Genomic DNA, 21,318 nt, shown 5'->3' on the forward strand with positions numbered 1-21,318 from the left:
GGAGCGCCATCCTGCCGCTTCACACGCGGGCAAGCGTCTATTCGTGTGCCTGGAGCACGTCGATGGCCTTCAAGAGCACCGCGTCTCTGCCCGTCGCGAAGTCTTCCGTGGTGGGTACAATCTCTTCATCCGGGACAATTCCCACGCCATGGAATGTGGAGCGGTCGGGACGAAGAACTTCCATTCCGGTGTACATGAACCGGAAGCCGCCGGGGAGCAGCAGGTTGGTGATGTTGCCGTTGGTGCCCGCGCTGCGCTGTCCCACCACCCGGACGCGGTTCGCGCCGACGAGCATGGTGGAGAAGTTCTCCGCCGCGGACACCGAGCGAGGCCCCACGAGCAGCACCAGGGGCCCCGTGTATGCGCGCGTCGTGCTTCCGGTGAAGGCGTACTGACTCTCGCGCACCTCATGCGCGTCCGGGCCCGTCCAGCGGCCCACGCGGAAGAGGGGGCTGACGTAGGGGCCTTGGATGAGATGCCGGGTGAAGTCGTAGTGGCTGAAGCCGGGGTAGCCGCGCATGTCCACGATGAGCCCCTGGGCGGCTGACGCGGTGTCGAGGTGCTGGAGGGCGGCGCCCAGGTCCGTCGTCACGTCGCTGCTCATGGTGATGTAGTAGAGCGTCGGCGCGCCCACGTCGCCCAGCCAGCCGCTGGCGCGTCGCGAGGGGGAGTAGCCGAGCGCCGCGCCAAGGTTGGCGCCAGTCCAAGGTCGGGCCTGCACGGTGCGCTCGGTGCCATCCATGGCGCGCATCACGAGCGACAGGGGCCCTGTCAGCTGAAGCAGCCTTCGCGTGGCCAGGGCGTGCCGGTAGCCGTGGGTGGCGGCGGACGTGCGGGAGAGCTCTTCCGCGTACCACTCCGCCGTGGAGCGGTCGCCCACGCGCACCAGGGTGTCGCCCGCCTGGAGCTCCGGGACGAGCGAGCGGCGGACCACCACGTCTCCTCCGGCGACCTCCTCCAGCAGCGCGGGGAGGTCGCCGATGAAGGGAGACGGTGACGCGGAGACGAAGACGTGCCCGTCCTGGAGCACGGCGCCGAAGCGGCGCAGGAGCTGAAGTGTCTGGAGTTGGCTCACGGGCGTGGCGTCCACCGCGGCCAGCGTCTCCTCCAGCCGCGCGTCGATGCCGTCCCCCACCACATGGAAGTAGGGGAAGAAGCGCCGCACGGCGCCGTGGGTGATGAGGAGCGACGCGCGCGCGATGCCGACCGTCTGCGCCACCTGCGCCGTCGTACCCGTCGGGCGCTGGCGCTGTGTCATGCCCGTGCGAGCGACCGCGGCGCTCCGGTCCAGGGCGGCAGGTGTCCCGAGCGTGGGGAGCTCGCTCAGGCTGTCGGCCAGGGCGCCGGCCAGCGCCCGGTCCGCGGGGAGTTGGTCGGGAAGCGGGCCGGTGCTGTCCTCGAGCCGCGACGTGCGAATCGACAGGCCCTGGGCCGCCAGGGGAACCCAGCGCGACTCGGCGACGGCGGTCGCGACGGGCTCACCCCACAGCCAGGCTCGCCGCGCCGTGCGCAGGTCGACCACGAAGCGCGCCGCCGCGGGCGGCAGCGTGGGGCCCGTGAGCAGCGCCACCGGCAGGTCCACCGCTCCCGAGGCGGGGTAGTCCGGCGCGGCCAGGAGGTCCGTGGTGTTGCTGTATAAACTCTGGGCGCTGTATTCGTCCGTCATGCCGTCGTTGACGCGCACGCGCGCGGAGACGCGTGGCACCGGCTGACTGCTGGCGACGGAGATGGCGCGGGTCAGGGCCTCTTCCAGCCCCGGGGCGTCGGGCAGGCCGCGCAGGTCGATGGCGACGGCCCGCGTGCCCTCTGGGAGGACGGGCTCACCCGTGCCGGGACGGATGACGGCGACAGTGTCGTGCTGCTCGACCTGGACCACGGGAAGGTCCGCGGAGGCGGTGGCCTCGTGGGCGCAGACCGAATCGAGTGCCTCCGCATAGGCCCGCGCCACGCCGTTCCAGTCGACGGTGGACCCCTCCATCGCGCCAGCGAGCGCGGCGTCGATTTCCCGGTAGTGGCTGCCGGGGCTGAAGAAGCGGACCAGGGCGTGGGCGTTGGACATCGCCAGGGCGGACGAGGACATCCCGCTGGAGCCGGGCGTGATGCGGGGGCACCAGTCCAGGGCTTGGGGCGGAGGCGGCTCGGTTGGGGGCGGGTCGTCCCCACAGGCCGTGTGGAAGGCACAGGCCGCCGCGAGCAGCCACGTGGCGAGCGTGGGCGTGGGAGGCGTTCCAGGCTTCGTCGTTTCGGGCTGGGGCATCGTCATGCCGGTGCTCTCTTCCGGGTGTGGGGAGCGCGTTTGCCCGGGGAGGAACGGCGGGAGCCCACCGGTATATCGTGGGGTGCCGGCGTGGGGCGGACCGGGCCAGGGGCCCGCCTGTCCGTGGCTGGGGAATTGAAGCCCGCCACGCGTCTCCTCTACGGTGCCGGGCCTGATTCCCGAAGGTGGAGACGCGCGGCACATGTCGGTTCCTGCGAGTGATTCAAACACCAGCGGGCGCGGGATGGGTGCCCTTCAATTGCTGCGTCATCACCCGGCGTTCCGGGCCCTGTGGAGCGCGCGAGTCATCTCCTTCACGGGGGATGCGCTCAGCCTGGTGGCGCTCATGCTGTACGTCGCGGAGCAGACGGGACAGGCGCTGGCCGTGTCCCTGTTGCTGCTCGTGGGGGACTTCGCGCCCGCCCTGCTGGGGCCGCTCACCGGGGCCATCAGCGACCGGTTCGACCTCAAGCGGGTGATGATTGCCTGCGAGCTGCTCCAGGGGGCGCTCCTGGCGCTCATCGCGCTCACGCTGCCGCCGCTGCCGGTGCTGCTGGCCCTGGTCGCCGCGCGGGCGATTGCCGGACAGGTGTTCCAGCCCGCCTCCCGGGCGGTGGTGCCCGCCTTGGTGCGGAGTGATGACCTGGAGTCCGCCAACGCCAGCGTGGGATTCGGGACGCAGGCCGGCGAGGCGCTGGGGCCACTGCTCGCGGCGGCGATGTTTCCGCTCGTGGGGCTCCAGGGCGTGTTGCTGGTCGACGCGGCGTCCTTCTTCCTGTCAGCGGGCTTGTTGGTGGCGCTGCCGTCCGTGCCGCCCGCGCATGACGGCGCCGCGCCGCCCGTGTCGTTGTTCCGTCAGGCACGGGATGGGCTCGTCTATCTCTGGCGGGCTCGAGTGGCCCGCGTCGTCGCGCTGGGCTTCTGCGCCGTGGTGGCCTTCAACGGCGTGGATGACGTGGCGCTGGTGCTGCTCGCGAAGGACACCTTCCAGGCGGGGGACTCGGCGGTGGGGTTGCTGCTGGGCGCGGTGGGGCTGGGCCTGGTCGCGGGCTACGCGCTGATGGCGCGGCTGGGCGCGCGGGCGGCGATGCCGGTGATGCTGGTGCTGGGCTTCGCGGTGAGCAGCGTGGGCAACCTGCTGACCGGGTTGGCCTGGGCCGTCTCCGCGGCGTTCGCGATGCAGGCCGTGCGCGGTGTGGGCATCGCCGCCATGGACGTGGCCAGCCACACGCTCATCCAGCGCTGGGTGCCGGCTGGGATGCGGGGCCGGGTGTTCGGCAACTTCTACGGAGCCATTGGCGTGGCCGCGGGGCTGTCCTACGTCGCCGGGGGATTGTTGCTGGACGCGACGTCCGCGCCGGTGACGCTGCTGGTGGTGGGCGCGGGTGGAACGCTCGCGACCCTGGTGGTGGCGTGGCGGCTCCCGGGCGCGCTGCGGACAAGCGCCGCGACGCGCGAACCGGAATGACGCCTCAAACGCTCTTTCCTGCCTGGGCGAGGAACCGTGCCGCGGGCAGGAGTTGGGCATAACCCATGCCCAACGCGGCGAGGAAGGCGGCGTGGACCTGGGGGGCGGTGACGGCCTGGCCGTTGAACTCCAGGCTCCGGGCCGCGCAGGCGTCATGAAGGACGGTGACCGAGTAGCCCAGGTCCGCCGCCGCACGCACCGTGGCGTCCACGCACATGAGCGTCATCATTCCCACGACCACCAGGTGCTTCACGTCCAGGGCCGCCAGGCGCTCCTGGAGGTCCGTCTTCTGGAAGCTGTTGGGGAAGTGCTTGAGCACCACCGCTTCCTCGGGAAGCGGCGTGACGTGGGGATGAATCTCCGCGCCGGGCGTTCCCGGAATGAAGAACGTCGCTCCCGGCTGAATCGACTCGTGTCGCACATGGATGACGGGTAGGCCGCGCTCCCGGAAGAAGTCCAGGGCAGCCCGTGCCTGGGTTGCCGCGGCGTCGGCGTGGTCCAGTTCGCACCGCCCTCCCGGGAAATAGTCATTCTGGATGTCGATGAGCAGCAGCGCGGTGTGCTTCAGGGGGATGGTCATGGACGTCTTCCTCTTGGTTGAAGTGACGAGACGCCCGTTCGAATACCCAGCCCCGGCCTTCGCCGGGAGGGCCCGGATTGACAATCTCCAGGCTGAAAACGACAAACGCGCATGCCCAGTGAGCCCTCGTCCATTCGCATCGCGGTGCTGGCCCTGGACGGGTGCGTGGCCTCGAGTGTCACGGGGCCCCTGGACGTATTCGCCATGGCGAACCTCCTGAGCCGAGATGGGGGCAAAGGCGCGCCGTTCTCGGCGGAGCTCGTGTCCGTTCGCACTGGGCCAACGCGGAGCTTCCACGGCCTGGAGCTGGCGGCCGTCAGAGCAGTCGAGCCCACGGACCGGTTCGACGTCATCCTCATCCCCGCGGTTGTGGGGAGCCTGGACGCCTGCCTGGCGGAACCCGCCACCTCGGCGTGGTTGAAGGGGCAACACGACCAGGGCGCGAAGCTGGCGGCCGTCTGTGCAGGGGCCTTCCTGCTCGCACAGACGGGACTCCTGGACGGCCGGGAGGCCACGACCCACTGGGGGCTGGCCCGGGACTTCGCGGCCCGTTACCCGCGCGTGGCGCTGAAGCCGGAGCTCCTGCTCCTGGACCACGGCGACGTGCTGACCGCGGGCGGAATCACCGCCTACCTGGACCTGTGTCTGCACCTGGTGGCGAAGCACGCCTCGCCGGAGCTGGCTTCGCACTGCGCGAAGATGCTCCTGGTGGAGCCTGGCCGCCGGTTCCAGGTGCCTTATGCCGTCCACTCCGCTCCGCGCGAGCATGGGGATGCCGCCGTGCTGCGGGCCCAGGAGTGGTTGGAAGCACAGCTCGCGAGTGAGGTGAGTCTGTCGGGGGCCGCCGCTGCCGCGAGCCTCGGTGCGCGCACGCTGCTTCGCCGCTTCCAGAAGGCAACCGGGGACACTCCGCTGGAGTACGTCCAGCGTCTGCGCATCGAGGCCGCACGGCGCCTCCTGGAGACGACGCCGCGCACGGTGGAGGACATCTCCCAGGCCGTTGGCTACGTCGACACCACGTCCTTCAGGCGACGCTTCAAGGCGCGCACCGGCCTGTCACCCGACGCCTACCGTCGGCGCTTCGCCCTTCGGTAGCGTCGTCCGCGCCTCCCAACGCGCCTGGAGCCGGGGGAAGCAGGCGCGGAACGCCATGAACCACGCGGCGCCCGCCAGCAGGTCCACGGCATAGTGATAACGCAGCACCAGCGTGGACATGAGGATGGCCATGGCGACGGGCACCATCAGCCGGAAGCGCCACGGGTGCTGGCGCCGGTCGTGTTCGAGCAGCACCAGCGTGATGTACGTGTGCAGGCTGGGGAAGAGGTCGTAGGTGGACGAGCCGCTCGCCACGACGAAGGCATTCAGTTGTGTGAACCAGCCGCCTTCGACGGGGACGGTGAACAGCTCCGGCCAGGCTGCCACGGGGCCGATGGCGGGCATCAGGTAGTAGCCGGCGATGCCCGGGACATAGGCGGAGAAGACATCGACGAAGAAGCGCTCCGCCCGCGCCCGTGGCCCCACCAGCGCCCAGGCCATGGCGAGGTGCAGGTATCCGTGGAACGCCAGATAGCTGGCGCTGAAGAACTCGTTGACCCCGGGCGTGCTCCACCGCTGGAGCCACGCGGCCGGGGTGACGCCGAACAGGAACACGTCGGCGGACAGGAGCCACGCGTCACGGGGCACGAGCCCCAGCGCGGGGACGGCCTGCTTCACGGAGGCATAGAAGAAGAACGTCGCGAGGTAGGCGAGCAGCAGCCGGGCCCGGAAGACATGAGCCACTGCGTCCAGCCGCGCCAGCAGCGCCACGCTGCCCATGAACAGCACCGTGCCGCCAGCAGCTTGCACGGTGACGGTCGCGGAGGCTCCCGCGACGAACGCCAGCGCCGCCGAGAGGAGGATTCCGAACGCCGCGAGCAGGACTTCGTGCGGGTACAGCCGCTCAGGCATCCGGCGTGGCGGGCTTCGCCCCTCGGAGGAGCGAGCCGGAGAGGACGCCGCGCACGAACGAGAAGTAGGACGGGATGAAGGGGGCCCCCTGCGCGACGAGGTCCGCGCGCAGCGTCCGGTGCAGCGCGGGCAGGTTGCACCAGGGCACGCGGGGGTACAGGTGGTGCTCCAGGTGGTAGTTCTCGTTGCACATGAAGAAGCGCGTCACCGGGTTCGACAGGATGGTCCGGGAGCCTCGGACCGGGTGCGTGCTCTCTGGCAGGAAGGTGTGCTGGCTCATGCCCCGGACGTTGACCAGGGTGTTGAGGAGGAGCATCGGAATCGCCCAGGCATGGAGCAGCACCTGTCCGGGGATGAAGAGGACCGCGGCTGTCAGGCCCGCGCCGACCAGCGCCACTTCGAGCAGCACCCATCGCCGCTCGGCGGTCGTTCCCTGCCGCCAGCCCAGGATGGGAATCATCGTGATGTACGCGGGGTACCCCAGCAGCAGCCGGCCCACATGCATCAGCAACTCCAGCCACCGCCGGCCCGTGTAGTTGGCGTAGTGGTCCGGGTCCCTCCCTCCGCCCAGGTCGGCATGGTGCTTCAGGTGCAGCACCTTGTAGGCCGCGTAGTTCTGCAACACCGGGAGCGCGCAGGCGATGCCACCCAGCCGGTTCAGCCAGGGCCACCGCGCGAGGCCACCGTGGACGGCCTCGTGGGTGAACAGGCTGATGCCATGCAGCGACGCCGCGGCGATGAGGTACAGCGGGGCGCGAGCGAGCCACACTGACCAGGTGGCGTCCCGCGCCGCGAGCACCACGGACAGCGCCGCCGCGCCCAGGTAGAGCACGAGGAACACGACGAGCCGCGGAACGTGCCGCGCGTCGACCTGCTCCAGTTCACGCAACTGCGAAGGGGTGAGGGATTCTGTCGCGAGCGGCATGGTGGTTCCGAGGTAGAACCATGCCATGGAACCTGTCCTGGTTTCGACGCCGCCCCATCGCTTGAAGTTCGCCGTGGTCCGGGAGGATGCCGCGCTGGAGTTGGCGCTCGTCGAGCGCACGCGGGCTCGGGCCGTGCTCACGGTGGCCTCGGGAGGCTGCACGCTCCTCACCCTGGCGCGGCGCCATCCAGCGCTCGAGCTGGTGGGCTTCGACTTCAACCCCCGTCAGCTCGCGCATGTCCGGGAGAAGGCGGAGGGGCTCGGCCGCCTTCCGCTGGCCCGCTACAGCGTGGAAGCGGAGGACACTGCGGCCCTGAATCAGCGCGGCGAGTTCGAGGGGCTCTTCCGCACGCTGCGCCGGTTCATCGAGGAGTTCGTCGCGCCCGCGCACGAACTCGCCGCCTTCTTCGCGCTGGCCACCCCGGCCGCACAACGCCGGGAGGCCTGTGCCCGCTGGTTCGCTTCGCCCTACTGGCCCGTGGCCTTCGAGCTGGCCCTGGCGGCGCCGTTGCTGAACACCATGTTCGGGCCCGCGGCGACACAACATGCCGAGCCCGGCTCGTATCCTGGCTATTTCCAGGCGGTGTTCGAACGCGGCCTCCGGCGGGAGGATGCACACCGCAATCCCTTCCTCCAGCACGTGCTGATCGGCAGGTACCTGCGTGAGGATGCCCCCGAGTATCTCCAGGCCGAAGGCCCGCTGGCGCTGACGCTCGTCCAGGGCTCGTTGCCAGAGGTGCCGCGCCTGGACCGCTTCGACGTCATCTCGCTCTCCAACATCTTCGACTGGTCGGAGGACGCGCTCGTGGCGGAGTGGGCGGGGTTGCTCGCGCGTGAGGCGCGGCCTGGCTGCGCCGTCCTCATCCGTCAGCTCAACAACCGCCGGGACCTCCGCCGCTTCTTCCAGCCGGCCTTCGAGTTCGATGACGCGCTCGGCGCGGAGCTGCTCGCCCGGGACCGGAGCCTGTTCTACGAGCGCATCGAGGTCGGCTTCCGCGTGCCAGGCAGCCCATGAGTGACGTGCGCTTCATCGTTGCCCGGCCCGACACGATCGGGCCCTATGTCGAGCGGCTGCGCCTGCTGGAGCGTGACATCCTCTATCCGCTCGCGGATGGGGCCGACCACTTCTTCATCGACCATGGGCCCGGGTACCACCCGTTCTTCTCCTCCATGGGCGAGGCGTACTTCCTGCTGGCGCTCCGTGGCGACGACCTGCTCGGCTCCGTGACGGGGGTCTTGCGTCCGGTGTGGCACGGGACGCGGAAGGTGGACGCGCTCTACATCTGCGACCTCAAGCTGGCGAAGCACGCGCGGGGCTCCGGCCTCGCCACGAAGCTCCTGCTCCAGGGCCTCAAGCACCTCTTCCTCATCCCCCCGCTGCGGCGGATTCGTTTCCTCTACGGCGCGGCGATGCGCGGCGCCCGGGGCGACGTGATGCGCATCGCCCGAGGCTGGAACCCGCTGCGCATGGGGCGTCCCGCGAGCCGGCTCGCGCTCTACTTCGTACCGCCCTCGCGGCTCGAGGCGCTGGAGACCCGGCGTGCGCCTCCGCGTCCCACGGGCGTGGGGCTCCGCCTGGGGCCCGCGCCCGCCAGGACCCTGGAAGGGGCGGGGTGGTGCACCACGGCGGGGGACAAGGACCTTCAGCGGCTGTCCACGGGTCGCCCGTGGCCCCTGGTCCACCTGGCGGCGCCGCCCGAAGCCTGGACGCACGGTTGGGGCGAGTACCTTCGTACCTGTGGCGTGGAATTGGCGGCGCGCGGGGGCGAGGCGCTCACCTGTTTCAGCATCGACGAGCGGCTGGAGGACCATGTCGACTGGCTGCGTGAGGCGGGCATCGCACCGGATTCGGTGTGCACCGTCTATTCTCTGGACCTCTCCTTTCCCGTCAGGGCGCCAGCATGGGTGCACCTCCCCTCGTCCGAAATCTGAAGCTGCGGCGGCACATCGCCGGACTCAAGGCGGCGTGGAACGCGCTGGACGCGCCCTACCTGCGCGCATTGAGGGACGGCACCTTCGCGCGGGAGGACTTCGTCGAGACGCAGCTCCAGTTCTTCTCCGCGGTGGCGCACTTCTCCAGGCCCATGGCGATGCTCGTCAGCCGTCTGCCGCATCCCAGCCAGCGGCTGCCGCTGGTGGAGAACATCTTCGACGAGCACGGCCGCGGCACCCTGGCTCACGGCCACGAGCGCACGTTCCAGGTGCTCCTCTCCCGCCTGGGCGTTGAGGCGGCTCGCGTGGAGCAGCACGTGACGTGGCCAGAGGTGCGGGCCTTCAACGTGGCGCTCACCGGCCTCGCCGCGTTCGAGGGGCCGCTCACCGGGCTCGCCGTGTTCGGCATCATCGAGGACCTGTTCAGCGGCATCTCCCTGGAACTGGGACGCGGCATCGTCGCGCGGCGCTGGCTCCAGCACGGCGAGGTGGTGCACTACCCCACGCACGCGGACCTCGACGAGGAGCACGCGGAGGGCTTCTACCGGCAGCTCGATGCGCCCTACGAGACGGAGGCCGGGGCCGCTGAGATTGAGCAGGGCCTGACGCTGGGCGGGCACCTCTTCCTGGGCCTGTACGACGCGCTGTTCCGGGCGCGTCACCGCCGGCTCGCTTAGGGCCGCGTTGCGCTCGGACCTTCCCGCGTCGCGCCTCCAACAGATGCCCAGGTCGCGAGCGCTAGGAGACGACGGACTGGACGCTCAGGGCCTTCGCGCGCGCAGCCGCCACACCTGGAAGGTGTGCAACCGGCGTCCACGGAAGTCGCCGAAGAGCTCCACGGGGCCTTCCAGCGTGGTGAAGCGAGAGACCAGGTCCTCGGGAGGCTGTGGCCCGCCCTCGCTCACCCACAGCGCGTCGTGCCCGGGCGTCACGTCCGGGTCGGACCAGAGGTCGTACTGACTGAAGCGCGCCGGCGCCCCCGTCTTCGTGGACCGCCGCGCGTAGTAGGCCACCTGGGAGGCCAGTTGGTAGTTGGGCGCGTACACGGCGGCGACGTTGTCGGGCGACAGGCCCGGGAACAGCCGCTGCGGCGTGGCCAGCTCGCGCAGCACGCTCCATCCGTGCGTCCGCCACAGCGCCGTGTCCCGGCGGAAGTGGAGCACGGGGAACAGCAGGTGCGAGCCCACCACCAGCACCACCGCCAGCCCGCTGAACGCCGCCGCGCGCTGCCAGACGGGCCGCATCCCCGCCACGCCCACGCAGGCCGCGATGTACGCCGCGGACGGCCAGTTGGCCTCTCCCCGGGTGCGCAGCGACGCGTAGCCGAAGAAGAGCAAGGGGACGCAGGCCGCCATGCGCAGCAGGAAGTGCTCGCGCGGACCGCGCACGCCGTACACCAGCGCGAGGGGAAAGAGCACCGGCCCTCCCAGGGCGAGCTGTCCCGCGAGGAACTCGCCGAAGGTGCTCCAACCGCTGCGCCAGCCGCGTCCCAGGCCATGGCTGAGCTGAAAGGTGAAGCCCACCCAGTCATGGCCCGCGTTCCAGAACACCACCGGCGCGAAGCAGGCGCCCGCCAGCGTCGCCGTGCGCCACGCCCCCCAGGGCATGCGCCGCGCCCGCACCGTGGTGATGAGGAACGCCACGCCCAGCAGCACGGCCGGGTACTTCGACAGCAGGGCGCACCCTCCCACCAGTCCCGCCAGGGCCCAGCGCTCCCGCCACAGGGCCCACAGGGCCAGCGACCAGAACAGGAGCAGGGGCGAGTCGGGCGTGGGCCACACTCCCGCCACCGCGCCCGCGGGGACGACGCTCCACAGCGCCGCCGCCCGCCAGGCCGTCGCCGCGTCACCGTGGACGTCGCGCGCCAGTCGCCACACGGCGGCCACCGTCCCCACGCCGCACAGCATCGCCGTGCCTTCGATGCCCAGCAGGGCGATGTGCCACGCCACCAAGGGCGGGTGGTCGAAGTAGCCCCAGTCGAGCTTGCGGGCCCATTGCCAGTAATAGGCCGTGTCGAAGTAGACGTCCGTGCCCAGCACCAGGGCGAGCCGCGCCCCCAGCGCCACGCCGAGCAGCGCCACGCAGGTTTTCAGACGGAGGCCCGCCGAGGCGGGACGCGAGACAGCGGGAGGCGGCGGAGACACGGCGGCGACCTACCCGGCCCGCCCCGCTGTTGGCCAGCATCCCTCCAGTGCTTTCGGCTTGCCCGCCCTCACGCGGGTTCGTATCTCGACAGCCATCCCCCTTCCTGGAGTCCCGATGGCCACGCCCCCTCCGTCAGCTGACACTTCCAATCGTCTGGCCCGGGAACCCTCTCCGTATCTGCGCCAACACGCGCACAACCCCGTGGACTGGTTCCCCTGGGGGGCAGAGGCGCTCGCGAAGGCGAAGGCGGAGGACAAGCCCATCCTCCTGTCCGTGGGCTACTCCGCCTGCCACTGGTGTCACGTCATGGCGCACGAGTCGTTCGAGTCGCCCGAGACGGCCCGGGTGATGAACGAGGGCTTCATCAACATCAAGGTGGACCGCGAGGAGCGGCCGGACCTGGACCAGCTTTATCAAGGCGTGGTGCAGCTCATGGGGCAGGGCGGCGGCTGGCCCCTCACGGTGTTCCTCACGCCGGACCTGAAGCCCTTCTACGGCGGCACCTACTTCCCGCCGCAGGACCGCTACGGCCGTCCGGGCTTCCCCCGGCTGCTGATGGCGCTGCGGGACGCGTGGGAGAACAAGCAGGACGAGGTGCAGGGGCAGGCGGCCCAGTTCGAGGAGGGGCTCGGGGAGCTGGCCACCTACGGGCTGGAGGCCGCGCCCGCGGTCCTGACGGCGGCGGACGTGGTGGGCATGGGTCAGCGCATGGCGAAGCAGGTGGACCCGGTCCACGGGGGCTTCGGCGGCGCGCCCAAGTTCCCCAACCCGATGAACCTCGCGCTGATGCTGCGCGCGTGGCGAAGAGGCGGGGGCGCGCCGTTGAAGGACGCGGTGTTCCTGACGTTGGAGCGCATGGCCCTGGGCGGCCTCTATGACCAACTGGGGGGCGGCTTCCACCGGTACTCGGTGGACGAGCGGTGGCTGGTGCCCCACTTCGAGAAGATGCTCTACGACAACGCGCAGCTCCTGCACCTCTACGCGCAGGCGCAGCAGGTGGAGTCGCGTCCGCTGTGGCGCAAGGTGGTGGAGGAGACGGTGGCCTACGTGCGCCGCGAGATGACTGACGCGGGCGGCGGCTTCTACGCGGCGCAGGACGCGGACAGCGAGGGCGAAGAGGGGAAGTTCTTCGTCTGGCGCCCGGAGGAGGTCCGCGCGGCGCTGCCGGAAGCGCGGGCGGAGCTGGTGCTGCGCCACTTCGGCATCAAGCCTGGCGGCAACTTCGAGCACGGCGCCACGGTGCTGGAGGTGGTGGTGCCCGTGTCGGAGCTGGCTCGGGAGCGCGGCGTCGCCGAAGACGTCGTGGAGCGCGAGCTGGCCGCGGCCAAGCAGACGCTCTTCGACGTGCGGGAGCGGCGGGTGAAGCCCGGCCGGGACGACAAGCTGCTGTCGGGCTGGAACGGGCTCATGATTCGCGGGCTCGCGCTGGCCTCGCGGGTCTTCGGCAAGCCGGAGTGGGCGAGGTGGGCGGCGGACGCCGCGGACTTCGTGCTGGAGAGGGCGTGGGACGGGACGCGGCTGGCGCGCTCCTACCAGGAGGGGCAGGCGCGCATCGACGGCTTCCTGGAGGACTATGGCGACCTGGCTTCGGGCCTCACCGCGCTCTATCAGGCCACCTTTGACGTGAAGTACCTGGAGGCGGCGGACGCGCTGGTGCGCCGGGCCGTGGACCTCTTCTGGGACGCGGAGAAGGCGGCGTACCTCACCGCGCCCCGGGGACAGAAGGACCTGGTGGTGGCGACGTATGGCCTCTTCGACAACGCCTTCCCGTCCGGCGCCTCCACGCTGACGGAGGCGCAGGTGGAGCTGGCGGCGCTCACGGGTGACAAGCGGCACCTGGAGCTGCCGGAGCGCTACGTGGCGCGGATGCACGACGGGCTCATGCGCAACGCCATGGGCTACGGCTACCTGGGCCTGGCGGCGGACGCGCTGCTGGAGGGCGCGGCGTCCGTCACCGTCGCGGGCGCGTCCGATGACGTGGCGTCGCTGCGGGCCGCCGTGGACCGTGCCTTCGCGCCCACCGTGGCGCTGGCCTGGAAGGCACCGGGACAGCCCGTGCCCGCGTTGTTGCAGGGGACTTTCGAGGGACGCGAGCCGGTGAAGGGGCGGGGCGCCGCCTACCTGTGCCGGGGCTTCGTCTGCGAGCTGCCCGTCACCGAGCCGGACGTGCTCGCCCAGCGGCTGGCGGCGCTCACCGGCCCCTGAAGAGGGGCCGGCGCGGCCCGCGTCACTTGACGTCCGTCACCTTCAGCGCGCCGATGAGCGGCGTGATTTCGGCGTTGCCTTCCTTGCCGAAGGCGAAGTGCGTGGCGTCCGCCACCACCTGGTTGAAGGTGGGGTCCAACTGGGTCCACTCGCCCACGAAGGCCTCCACCCACTCGTGCCAGTAGAGGGCGGGCACGCCGTCCTGGTTCACCATGTAGATGACGCCGTCCACGCGCCGGGCGGGCACCCCCGCCGCGCGCAGCAGCGCCACCGACAGCAGCGAGTGCTCCGTGCAGTCGCCCTTCTTCTGGCTCAGCACGTCCGTGGCCCGGTCCGCGCTGGCGCCGTAGTCCTTCTCCAGGTTGGAGTACACCCAGGTGTTCACCTTCTGGGCGATGCGGTACGCGTCCTTCTCCGTCCCCACGAGCTGCTTCGCCAGCGCGCGGATGGCCGGCGCGTCGCTCTCCACGACGAGCGTGGACTTGAGATTCTCGCCGCCCTCCGGGTCCTTCAGCGGCAGGGGCTTGCGTGCCTTGGGCGCGGCGGCGGACAGCGTCACCTCCACGCTGCCGTCCGGCTTCGGCTTGAAGTGCTGGCGGTACGTCTGCTCCTGGAACTTCGCGGGCAGGCCCTGCACCACCAGCGTGACGTGGCCGGGCACGGCGCGCGCGGACTCGGGCAGCGGCTTGGGCAGCACCACGCGGGTGAGGCCAAAGACTTCCACCAGGTCCAGCCGCTTCGCGACGGCCTCCGTCTCCTTCCGGGCCTGCATCGTCGTGCCGTAGTCCACCAGCACCATCTCCCCGCGCTGGGTGAGGTACGAGACGACGGGGACCTTCTCCTTCTCCGACACCGTGACGGCCTTGCCCAGCTTCACCCGCACGCCGTTGATGGTCCGCTGCTCCTCGGGCTCCACGGTGGTGGAGAGGCCGTAGGACTCCAGGTCCATTCCATCCAGCGAGAAGCCCGTCACCTTCGCCTTGCGCAGCAGCGCCACGCGCGGCGGGTCGGCGTCCTCCACCCGCTCCTTCGTGGGCGGCAGCCTGGGCAGCGGCTCGTCGGGGCGGCCTGGGCGCTTGCGCACCACCTGCACGCCGTTCGCGGTGGCCGTGCCCTCCAGCGTCTGCGTGCCGCCGTCACCCGTCTGCTTCACGACGAAGGACAGCAGGCGCCCACCAGGCTTCGCCTCGTAGATGCGCTCCTCGTCATGCATGCGCTCCGACACGCGCGAGCCCACCATGGCCTTGAAGACGAGCTGGTTGGTCGTCTTCACCCGCGCGGGCTGGCCCGGGAGGACCTCCAGGTCGGTGAAGAGCCAGCCGACCTTCTTGTCCATGAGGTACAGGCCGAAGTACTCGCCGCCCTTGGGGCGGGGGGCCTTCACCACGTCGGAGACGGGGGCCTGCGCGGCAGCGGCCTTGGCCGCCGGGGCGGGCGCCCTCGCGAGCGCGGACGGTGCGCCCACCAGCAGGGCGCACAGGGACACGAGGGCCAACAAGGTCGGTCGGTGCGTGCGAGTCATCGTGCCCCTTCTAACGAGGGAAGGGCCCGTTGTCTTCACTCGCCCGGCCTGGCGGCGCGGGGACTACAGCCGCTTGGTGAGGATGATGAGGTCGTCCCCCACCTTGTAGAAGTCCCGGATGCGGGCCTCCTCGCCGTACTTCATGGAGGCGTAGAAGCCGCGCGTGGGGCCGTAGGCCTCGGTGGCGCTCGTCTCCACGCGGATGAGGCGCCCGTTGCGGCGGCGCAAATCGCCCTCCATGGCGGACACCAGCGCCGCGCCTACGCCCTGGCCGCGAACTTCCGGTGCGGACGCAATCCAGTACAAGTCATAGGTGTCCTCCGTCATCGGCGTGGGGCCGTAGCAGACATACCCCACGAGCTCGCCGCCGCGGTCCGCGACGATGATGGCGTAGTCCGTGTTGCCCGCCGTGAGCGTGGTGTTCGCCAGCTCGGTGGCGACCTCAACCTCCTGCGGCGAGAAGGTTTCGATCTTTCGAATCAGGGCGGCGATTGGCGCCCTGTCCTTTTCTTCGATGGGACGGATGTCCATGTGCTCTCTCGAGCGCGACCTCCACGAGCCGGGACGCCAGGGCCGGGTAGTCCATTCCGGTGGCCAGGGCGGCCTTGGCGAACCCCGCGCTCGGATGAAGGTCGCAGTTGGGGTTGATGTCGATGACGTAGGGCACGCCCTCCGGGGACACCCGGAGGTCGACCCGTCCATAGTCCTGACAGTCCAGTGCTGCAAAGGCTTCCAGCGCGACCTGCACGCAACGGGACTCCAGCTTCCCGTCCAACCGGCACAATCCGCTGGTGGTGTCCCGGTACTCCGCTGACGCCGCCTCCCACTTGGCGTTGTAGGAGACGATGTTGGGCCTGTCCTCGAACGTACGGCCGAAGACGATTTCCGTCAGGGGCAGCGCCTGGCGCGGCTGGTTGCCGAGCAGCGGCACATAGATTTCCCGCCCGGGGATGAACTGCTCGACCAGGGCCGGCTGATGAAACTCGCGGAGCACCGCGTCACAGGCGCGGACCAGCGCGGCGCGCTCGTGCACCACGGACTCCGCCGTCACGCCCATGCTGGCGTCTTCCCGCGCGGGCTTGACGATGAGCGGCCAGGGCAGGTCCACCGCCAGCGCATCCTCCAGTCGCTCCACCACGCGGAAGGGCGGGGTGGACACGCCGCGCGCGGTGAGCACTTCCTTCGCCTTGGGCTTGTGCAGCGCCAGGCCCAGGGACAGCGCGGACGAGCCCGTGTAGGCCAGCCCCAGCGCGTCCAGCAGGCAGGGGACGGCCATCTCTCCGCGGCTGTCAGCCGCCAACGACTCGCAGAGGTTGACGACCAGGTCCGGCTGGCGCCGGCGCAGGGTGTCCACGAAGTCGAGCCGGTCGCCTTCGATGGCGAGCGGTTCGGCCAGGGTGTCACCCTGGTTGAGGGCGTCCGCCATGGAGGAGACGACACGGACCACATCCTCCCGGGCCTCCCGCCCAGGGTCGTCCTCGAGGAGGTCGTGGTCGCGGTTGTGCAGCAGGATGATGTGCATTCGGTGGTGCCGGAGGGTTACCACGTCCCCTGCCGCCATCACAGTCCGCACGTGAGGTCGGCTGCCCCCCGGAGAGGTTCGCGGTACGTTTGATGACCTCCCGAGGGGGTATCCAGGAGTATGGAAAGGGAATCATGCGCATCCGTGACCCCATCCACGGCACCATCCCGGTCAGTGACGCCGAGAAGGCCGTCATCGACAGCCGGCACTACCAGCGGCTGCGCTATGTCCGGCAGCTGGGCTTCGGGGACCTGGCCTTTCCCGGGGCCACGCACACGCGGCACATCCATTCCCTGGGCGCCATGCATGTCGCCTCGCGCGTGTTCGGCGCGGTGGCCGCCCAGTCGTCGCTGCCGGAGGAGGTGCGGGAGCGCTTCTGCGCGGCGGTGCGGCTGGCGGTCCTCTGCCATGACCTGGGGCACATGCCGCTGTCGCATGCCTCGGAGCGCATCGCCCCGAAGCGCTCGCTCCTGCGCCTGCCGTCGTGGCTGGACGGCACCGCGGAGGGGGAGCTGGCCACGCACGAGGACTACACGGCGAAAATCCTCCTCGACAGCTCGCTGACGCCCATCATCGAGAGACACTTCGGCGACCTGGGGATTACGCCCATGGCGGCGGTGGCGCTGGTGTCGGGCGCGAAGCCGCCAAAGGACCCGGGCTTCACGCATCAGGGCGTGGACTGGACGCCGCTGCTGCGCGCCATCGTCTCCGGCGAGCTGGACGCGGACCGCATGGACTACCTGCTGCGCGACTCCTTCTACACAGGGGTCAACTATGGCCGGTACGACATGGATTGGATTGTCAGCAACCTCAACCCCGCGATGAAGGACGGGCGGGCCTACCTCGCCCTCAGCCGGGCGGCGGCCTTCGCCTTCGAGGACTTCCTCCTCAGCCGCTATCACATGTTCGTGTCGGTGTACCTGCACCACACCTCGGTGAACTTCGACTACATGCTGCGGCGCTACTACGAGGAGTCGCCCGGCGAGTTCGAGATTCCTTCGGATCCGGAGGAGTTCCTGCTCTGTGACGATTCGGCGCTCTGGTACACGCTGCGCCGCTCCAGGAATCCGTGGGCCCAGCGCATCAGCCAGCGGCAGGGCTACAAGCTGCTGGCGCAGTTCACGGAGCGGGACACGGGCTACGATTTGGACGTGCTGCGCAGCGCGCTGGTGTCCCACAAGTTCGACCACTACGTCGTCGAATCCCAGAATGTGCTCAGCAAGTACACCTCCGGGCCGTCTGGCCGGGGGCCGAGCCTGTACATCATCGACGCGTCCACCGGCCGGCTGACGGAGGTGGCGCGCTACACGCCGCTGTATCAACGCTACAGCGGCGCGGTGCGGCTGGTCCGGCTGTACGTCCGGCCAGACCAGGCGGACAAGGCACATGCGTTGATGGGCCGGCTGCTTGGCCAGGCGGTGGAATCATGAGCGAGCGTCTCCCCAGTCTGGGCCTGGGCCTGGGCCTGGGCCTGGGCCTGCTGGCCCACGGTCCGGTGGAGGCCCGCCCTTCTTCCGTGGCGCTGCTGTACCGGCGCGCGGGGGAGGGCGTGGAGGTCTTCTGGGTGAAGCGCGGCAAGGCGCTCCGCTTCGCGGGCGGCTTCTATGCCTTTCCCGGGGGCAAGCTGGACGCGGCCGACGCGGACGTGCCGGTGGCGGGCGCCAGCGGAGAGGAGGCGGCGCTGCGCTCGGCCGCGGCGCGCGAGCTCTTCGAGGAGACGGGCGTGCTGGTGGCTCACGGCGCACAGGCGCTGTCATCCGCGAAGGTGGAGTCGCTGCGCAAGGCGCTCCTGGACGGGGCGCTGGGGTGGGGCGCGCTGCTGAAGGCGGAGGGGCTGTCGCTGAACGCGGAGGACTTCCGCACCGCGGGCCGGTGGGTGACGCCGCCGTCGCTGCCCGTGCGCTTCGATACGCGCTTCTACCTGGTGGAGCTGCCCGCCCACGCGCGCGCGGAGTGGTGGCCCGGCGAGCTCGCGGAGGGCGCCTGGGTGAAGCCCGCGGATGCCCTGGCGCGGTGGGGGGATGGCTCGGCGCTGCTGCACCCACCCGCGGTGCATGCCTTCCAGGTGCTGGGCACCTTCACGGATGCGTCCGACGTCCTGGCGCGCCTGGCGACGCCTCCGTTCTGCCCGGGCTACGTCTCGCAGCGCATCGAGTTCCAGCAGGGCGTGCGCGTGGTGGCGCTGGAGACGCCCACGCTGCCGCCGGCCGCGCACACCAACGCGTATGTGCTGGGCAACGGCGAGCTGCTCATCGTGGACCCGGGCGCCGCGGACGTGAAGCAGTACGCGAAGCTGCTATCGCTGGTGTCGGGCCTGAAGGCGGAGGGCTTGCGGCCGGTGGCGGTGGTGCTCACCCACCACCATGGTGACCACGTGGGCGGCGCGCGCGCGGTGAAGGAGCGCCTGGGCATCCCGCTGTGGTGCCACGCGCGCACGGCGGACCGGCTGGACTTCCCGGTGGAGCGGCTGCTGGAGGACGGCGACGTGCTGGCGCTGGCGGGCGAGGTGCCGCAGCGCTGGCGCGTGCTGCACACGCCGGGACATGCGCAGGGGCACGTGTGTCTCGTGGACGAGCGCAGCCGCTCGGCGGTGGTGGGGGACATGGTGGCCAGCGTGGGGACCATCGTCATCGACCCGCCGGAAGGGCACATGCGGGACTACCTGACGCAGCTCTCGCGGCTGCGGGACTGGCCCGTGAGCACGCTGTACCCGGCGCACGGCTCGCCGATTCCGGACGGGCCCGCGAAGCTCCAGGAGTACCTGGATCACCGGGCGGCGCGGGAGGCGCTCATCCTCCAAGCCGTGCCGCCCAACGGCGCCACGCTGGCGCAGGTGGTGTCCCTGGCCTACGCGGACACGCCGCCGCTGCTGCACCCCATCGCGGAGCGCAGCGCGCTGGCCACCCTGGAGAAGCTGGTGGAGGAGGGCCTCGTGCGCGAGGAGTCGCTCCAGTACTTCCGCGCCTGAGCCGAGGTTCGTGACTCTCCAGCTCAGGCGACCATCCCGAGGTCGTTCGAGAATCACGAATGTTGGTTTAGTCCAGAGGCACCGACAACAGCTCCCGATGACACGTCACGTAGAGCGTCCGGTCGTGCACCAGCAGGCCGCCCAGGTCTGCGTGGCCGACGTCGTGCACGGCGAGGCACTCGGTGGAGTCGAGCGACCAGATGCGCACGGTGCCATCGGAGCTCCCGGTGCACAGCAGCCCGAGCGCGGGCTCCACCGCGACGAAGTCCACCCCGTGCGTATGGCCCTGCCATTGCCGCACGACGCGGCCGGTGCGGCTGTGGAGCATGTGGGCCACGAAGTCCCAGGACCCGCAGAGGAGGTGCTCTCCGTCGGGGTGCCAAGCCAGCGCCCGGAGGGTGTTCGACGGGCGGTTCCACGCGATGCCGAGCTGCTCCTTGCGCTCGGCGCCGAGGGGTTCATGGCGCGCGGTGGCCATGCGCAGGTGGAAGAGGGCGCGGACGTTGAGCGTGAGGCTTTCGAGCACGTGGACGGCGCCGTTGCTTCCGCCCACGGCGACGAGGCCCCGGGCGGGCGCATGCGCGAGCGCGTAGAGCGGTCCGGTCTCCAGCGTGCGCAGGTTCTCGCCCGTCCATGCGTCCCACAGCCGCGCGCTGCTGTCGGCGCTGATGGAGACGACGCGGTCCTCGCTGACGACCGCGGCGGCCTGGACCTCCTCTCCGTGACCCTCGAAGGTCTGCACGCGTCGCCAGTCCTTGGAGTCCCAGACGGCCAGGCCGCGGATCTTGTGCGCCTCGAGCACGCGGCCGAGCTCGGCTTCACCCGCCAGCCGGAACCAGGGCTCTCCATTCCGACAGATGGCGTCCGTCTTCAGGACCCGCGTGCACTCACCGGTCGCCAGACTCCAGAGGAAGATGCGCCCGCGCCCGTTCGCGGCGATGTGACGCCCGTCGGGCCACAGCATCGGCGCCCCGAGCGGATCTCCGTTGGGTTCGCCCGCATCGAGCCGCTGGGGATGACGACGCCACATCGCTTCAGTCTAAGCCCCAAGGTTCGTGATTCGAGGAGTTCCTTCCCCAGGGCAAGGATAGGTTCTGGTTGAGTCGTCGGCAGCGCCAGCCGCTGCTGCGCCGAGGCGACCTCAGGCGTACCGCCTGGAGTCGCTAGAACATCGCGTTCGGCCGTCTAGAAGCGGCCGGCGAGCCCCAGCGCCCCGCCTCCCGGGGTCAGGCTCGCCGTGGGCACCAACACCACGGGGCGCTCCTGCTGGCGCCGCCGCTGGTGGGCCCCATGGGACAGCTCGAACGCGAGGATGGACGTCGCCACGGGCACGGCGAAGGTGGCGGTGAGGGCCGCCCAGGACGCTTCGTCCGACAGCGCCACGACGGCCAATGGCGCGGCCGTTCCCACCAGTCCGCCCAGCAGCGTGGGCAGGAAGCCGCCGCGTGCATCCATCAGCGAGCCTCCCAGGTACACGCCTGACGCCGCGCCGAGCCCCATCCCCAGCGAGGCGCTGATGAGGCTGAGGTTCCTCCCGGACCTGCACTCGCTGTAGCCACAGGACACCCGGTCCGCCACGAGGACGCCTCCGAGGAAGGTCACCGCGAGGCCGGAGGCGCCAATCAGCGCGCCGCCCACCGCCTCGCCCACGAGGCGCGCGCCCAGCGGGAACGGCGCATCCTGGGGCGGATGCATCCGGGGAGGGGCTGGTGGCCTGGAGGCCGGTGACGGACGGCCCACCGCGGACCGTTGCCGCGTGGGCGTCACGGGCTCATGCCTTCGCGGCGTGTCATCCATTGACTGGGCGAGCGCGAGGGCGGGCAGCAGGAGCGTCAGCAGGAGGGGGC

18 protein-coding genes are annotated in these 21,318 nt (G+C 70.6%); 8 read left to right on the forward strand and 10 right to left on the reverse strand.

Annotated features, from left to right (window positions below; genetic code table 11):
• Nucleotides 1-37: 37 nt before the first annotated feature.
• On the reverse strand, nucleotides 38-2,263 hold the full coding sequence (locus HV826_RS28995) for a S41 family peptidase (protein ID WP_255208517.1): 2,226 nt from the start codon (nucleotides 2,261-2,263) through the stop codon (nucleotides 38-40).
• Between the two features lie 196 nt (nucleotides 2,264-2,459).
• Here HV826_RS28995 and HV826_RS29000 point away from each other — a divergent pair, with 196 nt between their 5' ends.
• Nucleotides 2,460-3,725 carry an MFS transporter gene (locus HV826_RS29000; RefSeq protein ID WP_255217475.1) on the forward strand — a complete coding sequence of 422 codons (1,266 nt, stop codon included), beginning with the start codon at nucleotides 2,460-2,462 and terminating at the stop codon, nucleotides 3,723-3,725.
• 4 nt (nucleotides 3,726-3,729) lie between these two features.
• Here HV826_RS29000 and HV826_RS29005 read toward each other — a convergent pair whose 3' ends face one another.
• The gene (locus tag HV826_RS29005; protein ID WP_176420232.1) at nucleotides 3,730-4,305 is read right to left on the reverse strand and encodes a cysteine hydrolase family protein; all 576 of its coding nucleotides are present in this window, start codon (nucleotides 4,303-4,305) and stop codon (nucleotides 3,730-3,732) included.
• A 111-nt stretch (nucleotides 4,306-4,416) separates the two neighbouring features.
• On the opposite strand from HV826_RS29005, the gene HV826_RS29010 reads away from it, so the two are divergent.
• Nucleotides 4,417-5,400: a GlxA family transcriptional regulator gene (locus tag HV826_RS29010; protein ID WP_176420233.1), complete on the forward strand. Its 984-nt coding sequence runs from the start codon at nucleotides 4,417-4,419 to the stop codon at nucleotides 5,398-5,400.
• Here the strand turns inward: HV826_RS29010 and HV826_RS29015 are convergent.
• Together HV826_RS29015 and HV826_RS29020 are read right to left on the reverse strand one after the other, a co-directional pair.
• A complete protein-coding gene (locus tag HV826_RS29015; protein WP_176420235.1) occupies nucleotides 5,362-6,252 on the reverse strand; it encodes a phosphatase PAP2 family protein in 891 nt (296 codons plus the stop codon). The genes HV826_RS29010 and HV826_RS29015 overlap by 39 nt on opposite strands.
• Entirely contained in the window at nucleotides 6,245-7,204 is a 960-nt protein-coding gene (locus HV826_RS29020) for a fatty acid desaturase (RefSeq protein WP_176420237.1), read from the reverse strand. Before HV826_RS29020 ends, HV826_RS29015 begins: the two co-directional genes overlap by 8 nt.
• Here HV826_RS29020 and HV826_RS29025 point away from each other — a divergent pair.
• Genes HV826_RS29025 through HV826_RS29035 form a run of 3 tightly spaced genes read left to right on the forward strand, consistent with a single transcriptional unit; the run spans nucleotide 7,203 to nucleotide 9,786 of the window.
• Nucleotides 7,203-8,192, forward strand: coding sequence for a DUF3419 family protein (locus tag HV826_RS29025; RefSeq protein WP_176420239.1), 990 nt, complete (start codon nucleotides 7,203-7,205; stop codon nucleotides 8,190-8,192). The genes HV826_RS29020 and HV826_RS29025 overlap by 2 nt on opposite strands.
• On the forward strand, nucleotides 8,189-9,109 hold the full coding sequence (locus HV826_RS29030) for a GNAT family N-acetyltransferase (protein ID WP_176420241.1): 921 nt from the start codon (nucleotides 8,189-8,191) through the stop codon (nucleotides 9,107-9,109). The genes HV826_RS29025 and HV826_RS29030 overlap by 4 nt, the downstream gene beginning before the upstream one ends.
• Nucleotides 9,079-9,786 carry a TenA family transcriptional regulator gene (locus HV826_RS29035; protein ID WP_176420243.1) on the forward strand — a complete coding sequence of 236 codons (708 nt, stop codon included), beginning with the start codon at nucleotides 9,079-9,081 and terminating at the stop codon, nucleotides 9,784-9,786. Before HV826_RS29030 ends, HV826_RS29035 begins: the two co-directional genes overlap by 31 nt.
• 84 nt (nucleotides 9,787-9,870) lie before the next feature.
• Here the strand turns inward: HV826_RS29035 and HV826_RS29040 are convergent, their stop codons facing one another.
• The gene (locus tag HV826_RS29040) at nucleotides 9,871-11,202 is read right to left on the reverse strand and encodes a glycosyltransferase family 39 protein (protein WP_176420261.1); all 1,332 of its coding nucleotides are present in this window, start codon (nucleotides 11,200-11,202) and stop codon (nucleotides 9,871-9,873) included.
• 166 nt (nucleotides 11,203-11,368) lie between these two features.
• Here HV826_RS29040 and HV826_RS29045 point away from each other — a divergent pair, with 166 nt between their 5' ends.
• A complete protein-coding gene (locus tag HV826_RS29045; protein ID WP_176420245.1) occupies nucleotides 11,369-13,459 on the forward strand; it encodes a thioredoxin domain-containing protein in 2,091 nt (696 codons plus the stop codon).
• Nucleotides 13,460-13,481: 22 nt separating this feature from the next.
• Here the strand turns inward: HV826_RS29045 and HV826_RS29050 are convergent, their stop codons facing one another.
• From HV826_RS29050 to HV826_RS29060, 3 genes are all read right to left on the reverse strand, one after another.
• On the reverse strand, nucleotides 13,482-14,981 hold the full coding sequence (locus HV826_RS29050; protein ID WP_176420247.1) for a transglutaminase family protein: 1,500 nt from the start codon (nucleotides 14,979-14,981) through the stop codon (nucleotides 13,482-13,484).
• Nucleotides 14,982-15,044: 63 nt separating this feature from the next.
• Nucleotides 15,045-15,512 carry a GNAT family N-acetyltransferase gene (locus HV826_RS29055; RefSeq protein WP_163778801.1) on the reverse strand — a complete coding sequence of 156 codons (468 nt, stop codon included), beginning with the start codon at nucleotides 15,510-15,512 and terminating at the stop codon, nucleotides 15,045-15,047.
• Entirely contained in the window at nucleotides 15,424-16,503 is a 1,080-nt protein-coding gene (locus tag HV826_RS29060) for an ATP-grasp domain-containing protein (protein WP_176420249.1), read from the reverse strand. Before HV826_RS29060 ends, HV826_RS29055 begins: the two co-directional genes overlap by 89 nt.
• A 134-nt stretch (nucleotides 16,504-16,637) precedes the next feature.
• Here HV826_RS29060 and HV826_RS29065 point away from each other — a divergent pair, with 134 nt between their 5' ends.
• The gene (locus HV826_RS29065) at nucleotides 16,638-17,933 is read left to right on the forward strand and encodes an HD domain-containing protein (protein ID WP_176420251.1); all 1,296 of its coding nucleotides are present in this window, start codon (nucleotides 16,638-16,640) and stop codon (nucleotides 17,931-17,933) included.
• A complete protein-coding gene (locus tag HV826_RS29070; protein WP_176420253.1) occupies nucleotides 17,930-19,471 on the forward strand; it encodes an MBL fold metallo-hydrolase in 1,542 nt (513 codons plus the stop codon). The genes HV826_RS29065 and HV826_RS29070 overlap by 4 nt, the downstream gene beginning before the upstream one ends.
• A 67-nt stretch (nucleotides 19,472-19,538) precedes the next feature.
• Here the strand turns inward: HV826_RS29070 and HV826_RS29075 are convergent, their stop codons facing one another.
• Nucleotides 19,539-20,501: a WD40 repeat domain-containing protein gene (locus tag HV826_RS29075; RefSeq protein ID WP_255208426.1), complete on the reverse strand. Its 963-nt coding sequence runs from the start codon at nucleotides 20,499-20,501 to the stop codon at nucleotides 19,539-19,541.
• 155 nt (nucleotides 20,502-20,656) lie between these two features.
• On the reverse strand, nucleotides 20,657-21,318 hold a 662-nt coding region (locus tag HV826_RS29080; RefSeq protein ID WP_176420255.1), incomplete at its 5' end, for a hypothetical protein.

Origin of the sequence: Myxococcus sp. AM010, from assembly GCF_013372585.1 — a bacterium.
In the GTDB taxonomy this organism is placed as follows: Bacteria; Myxococcota; Myxococcia; order Myxococcales; family Myxococcaceae; genus Myxococcus; species Myxococcus vastator.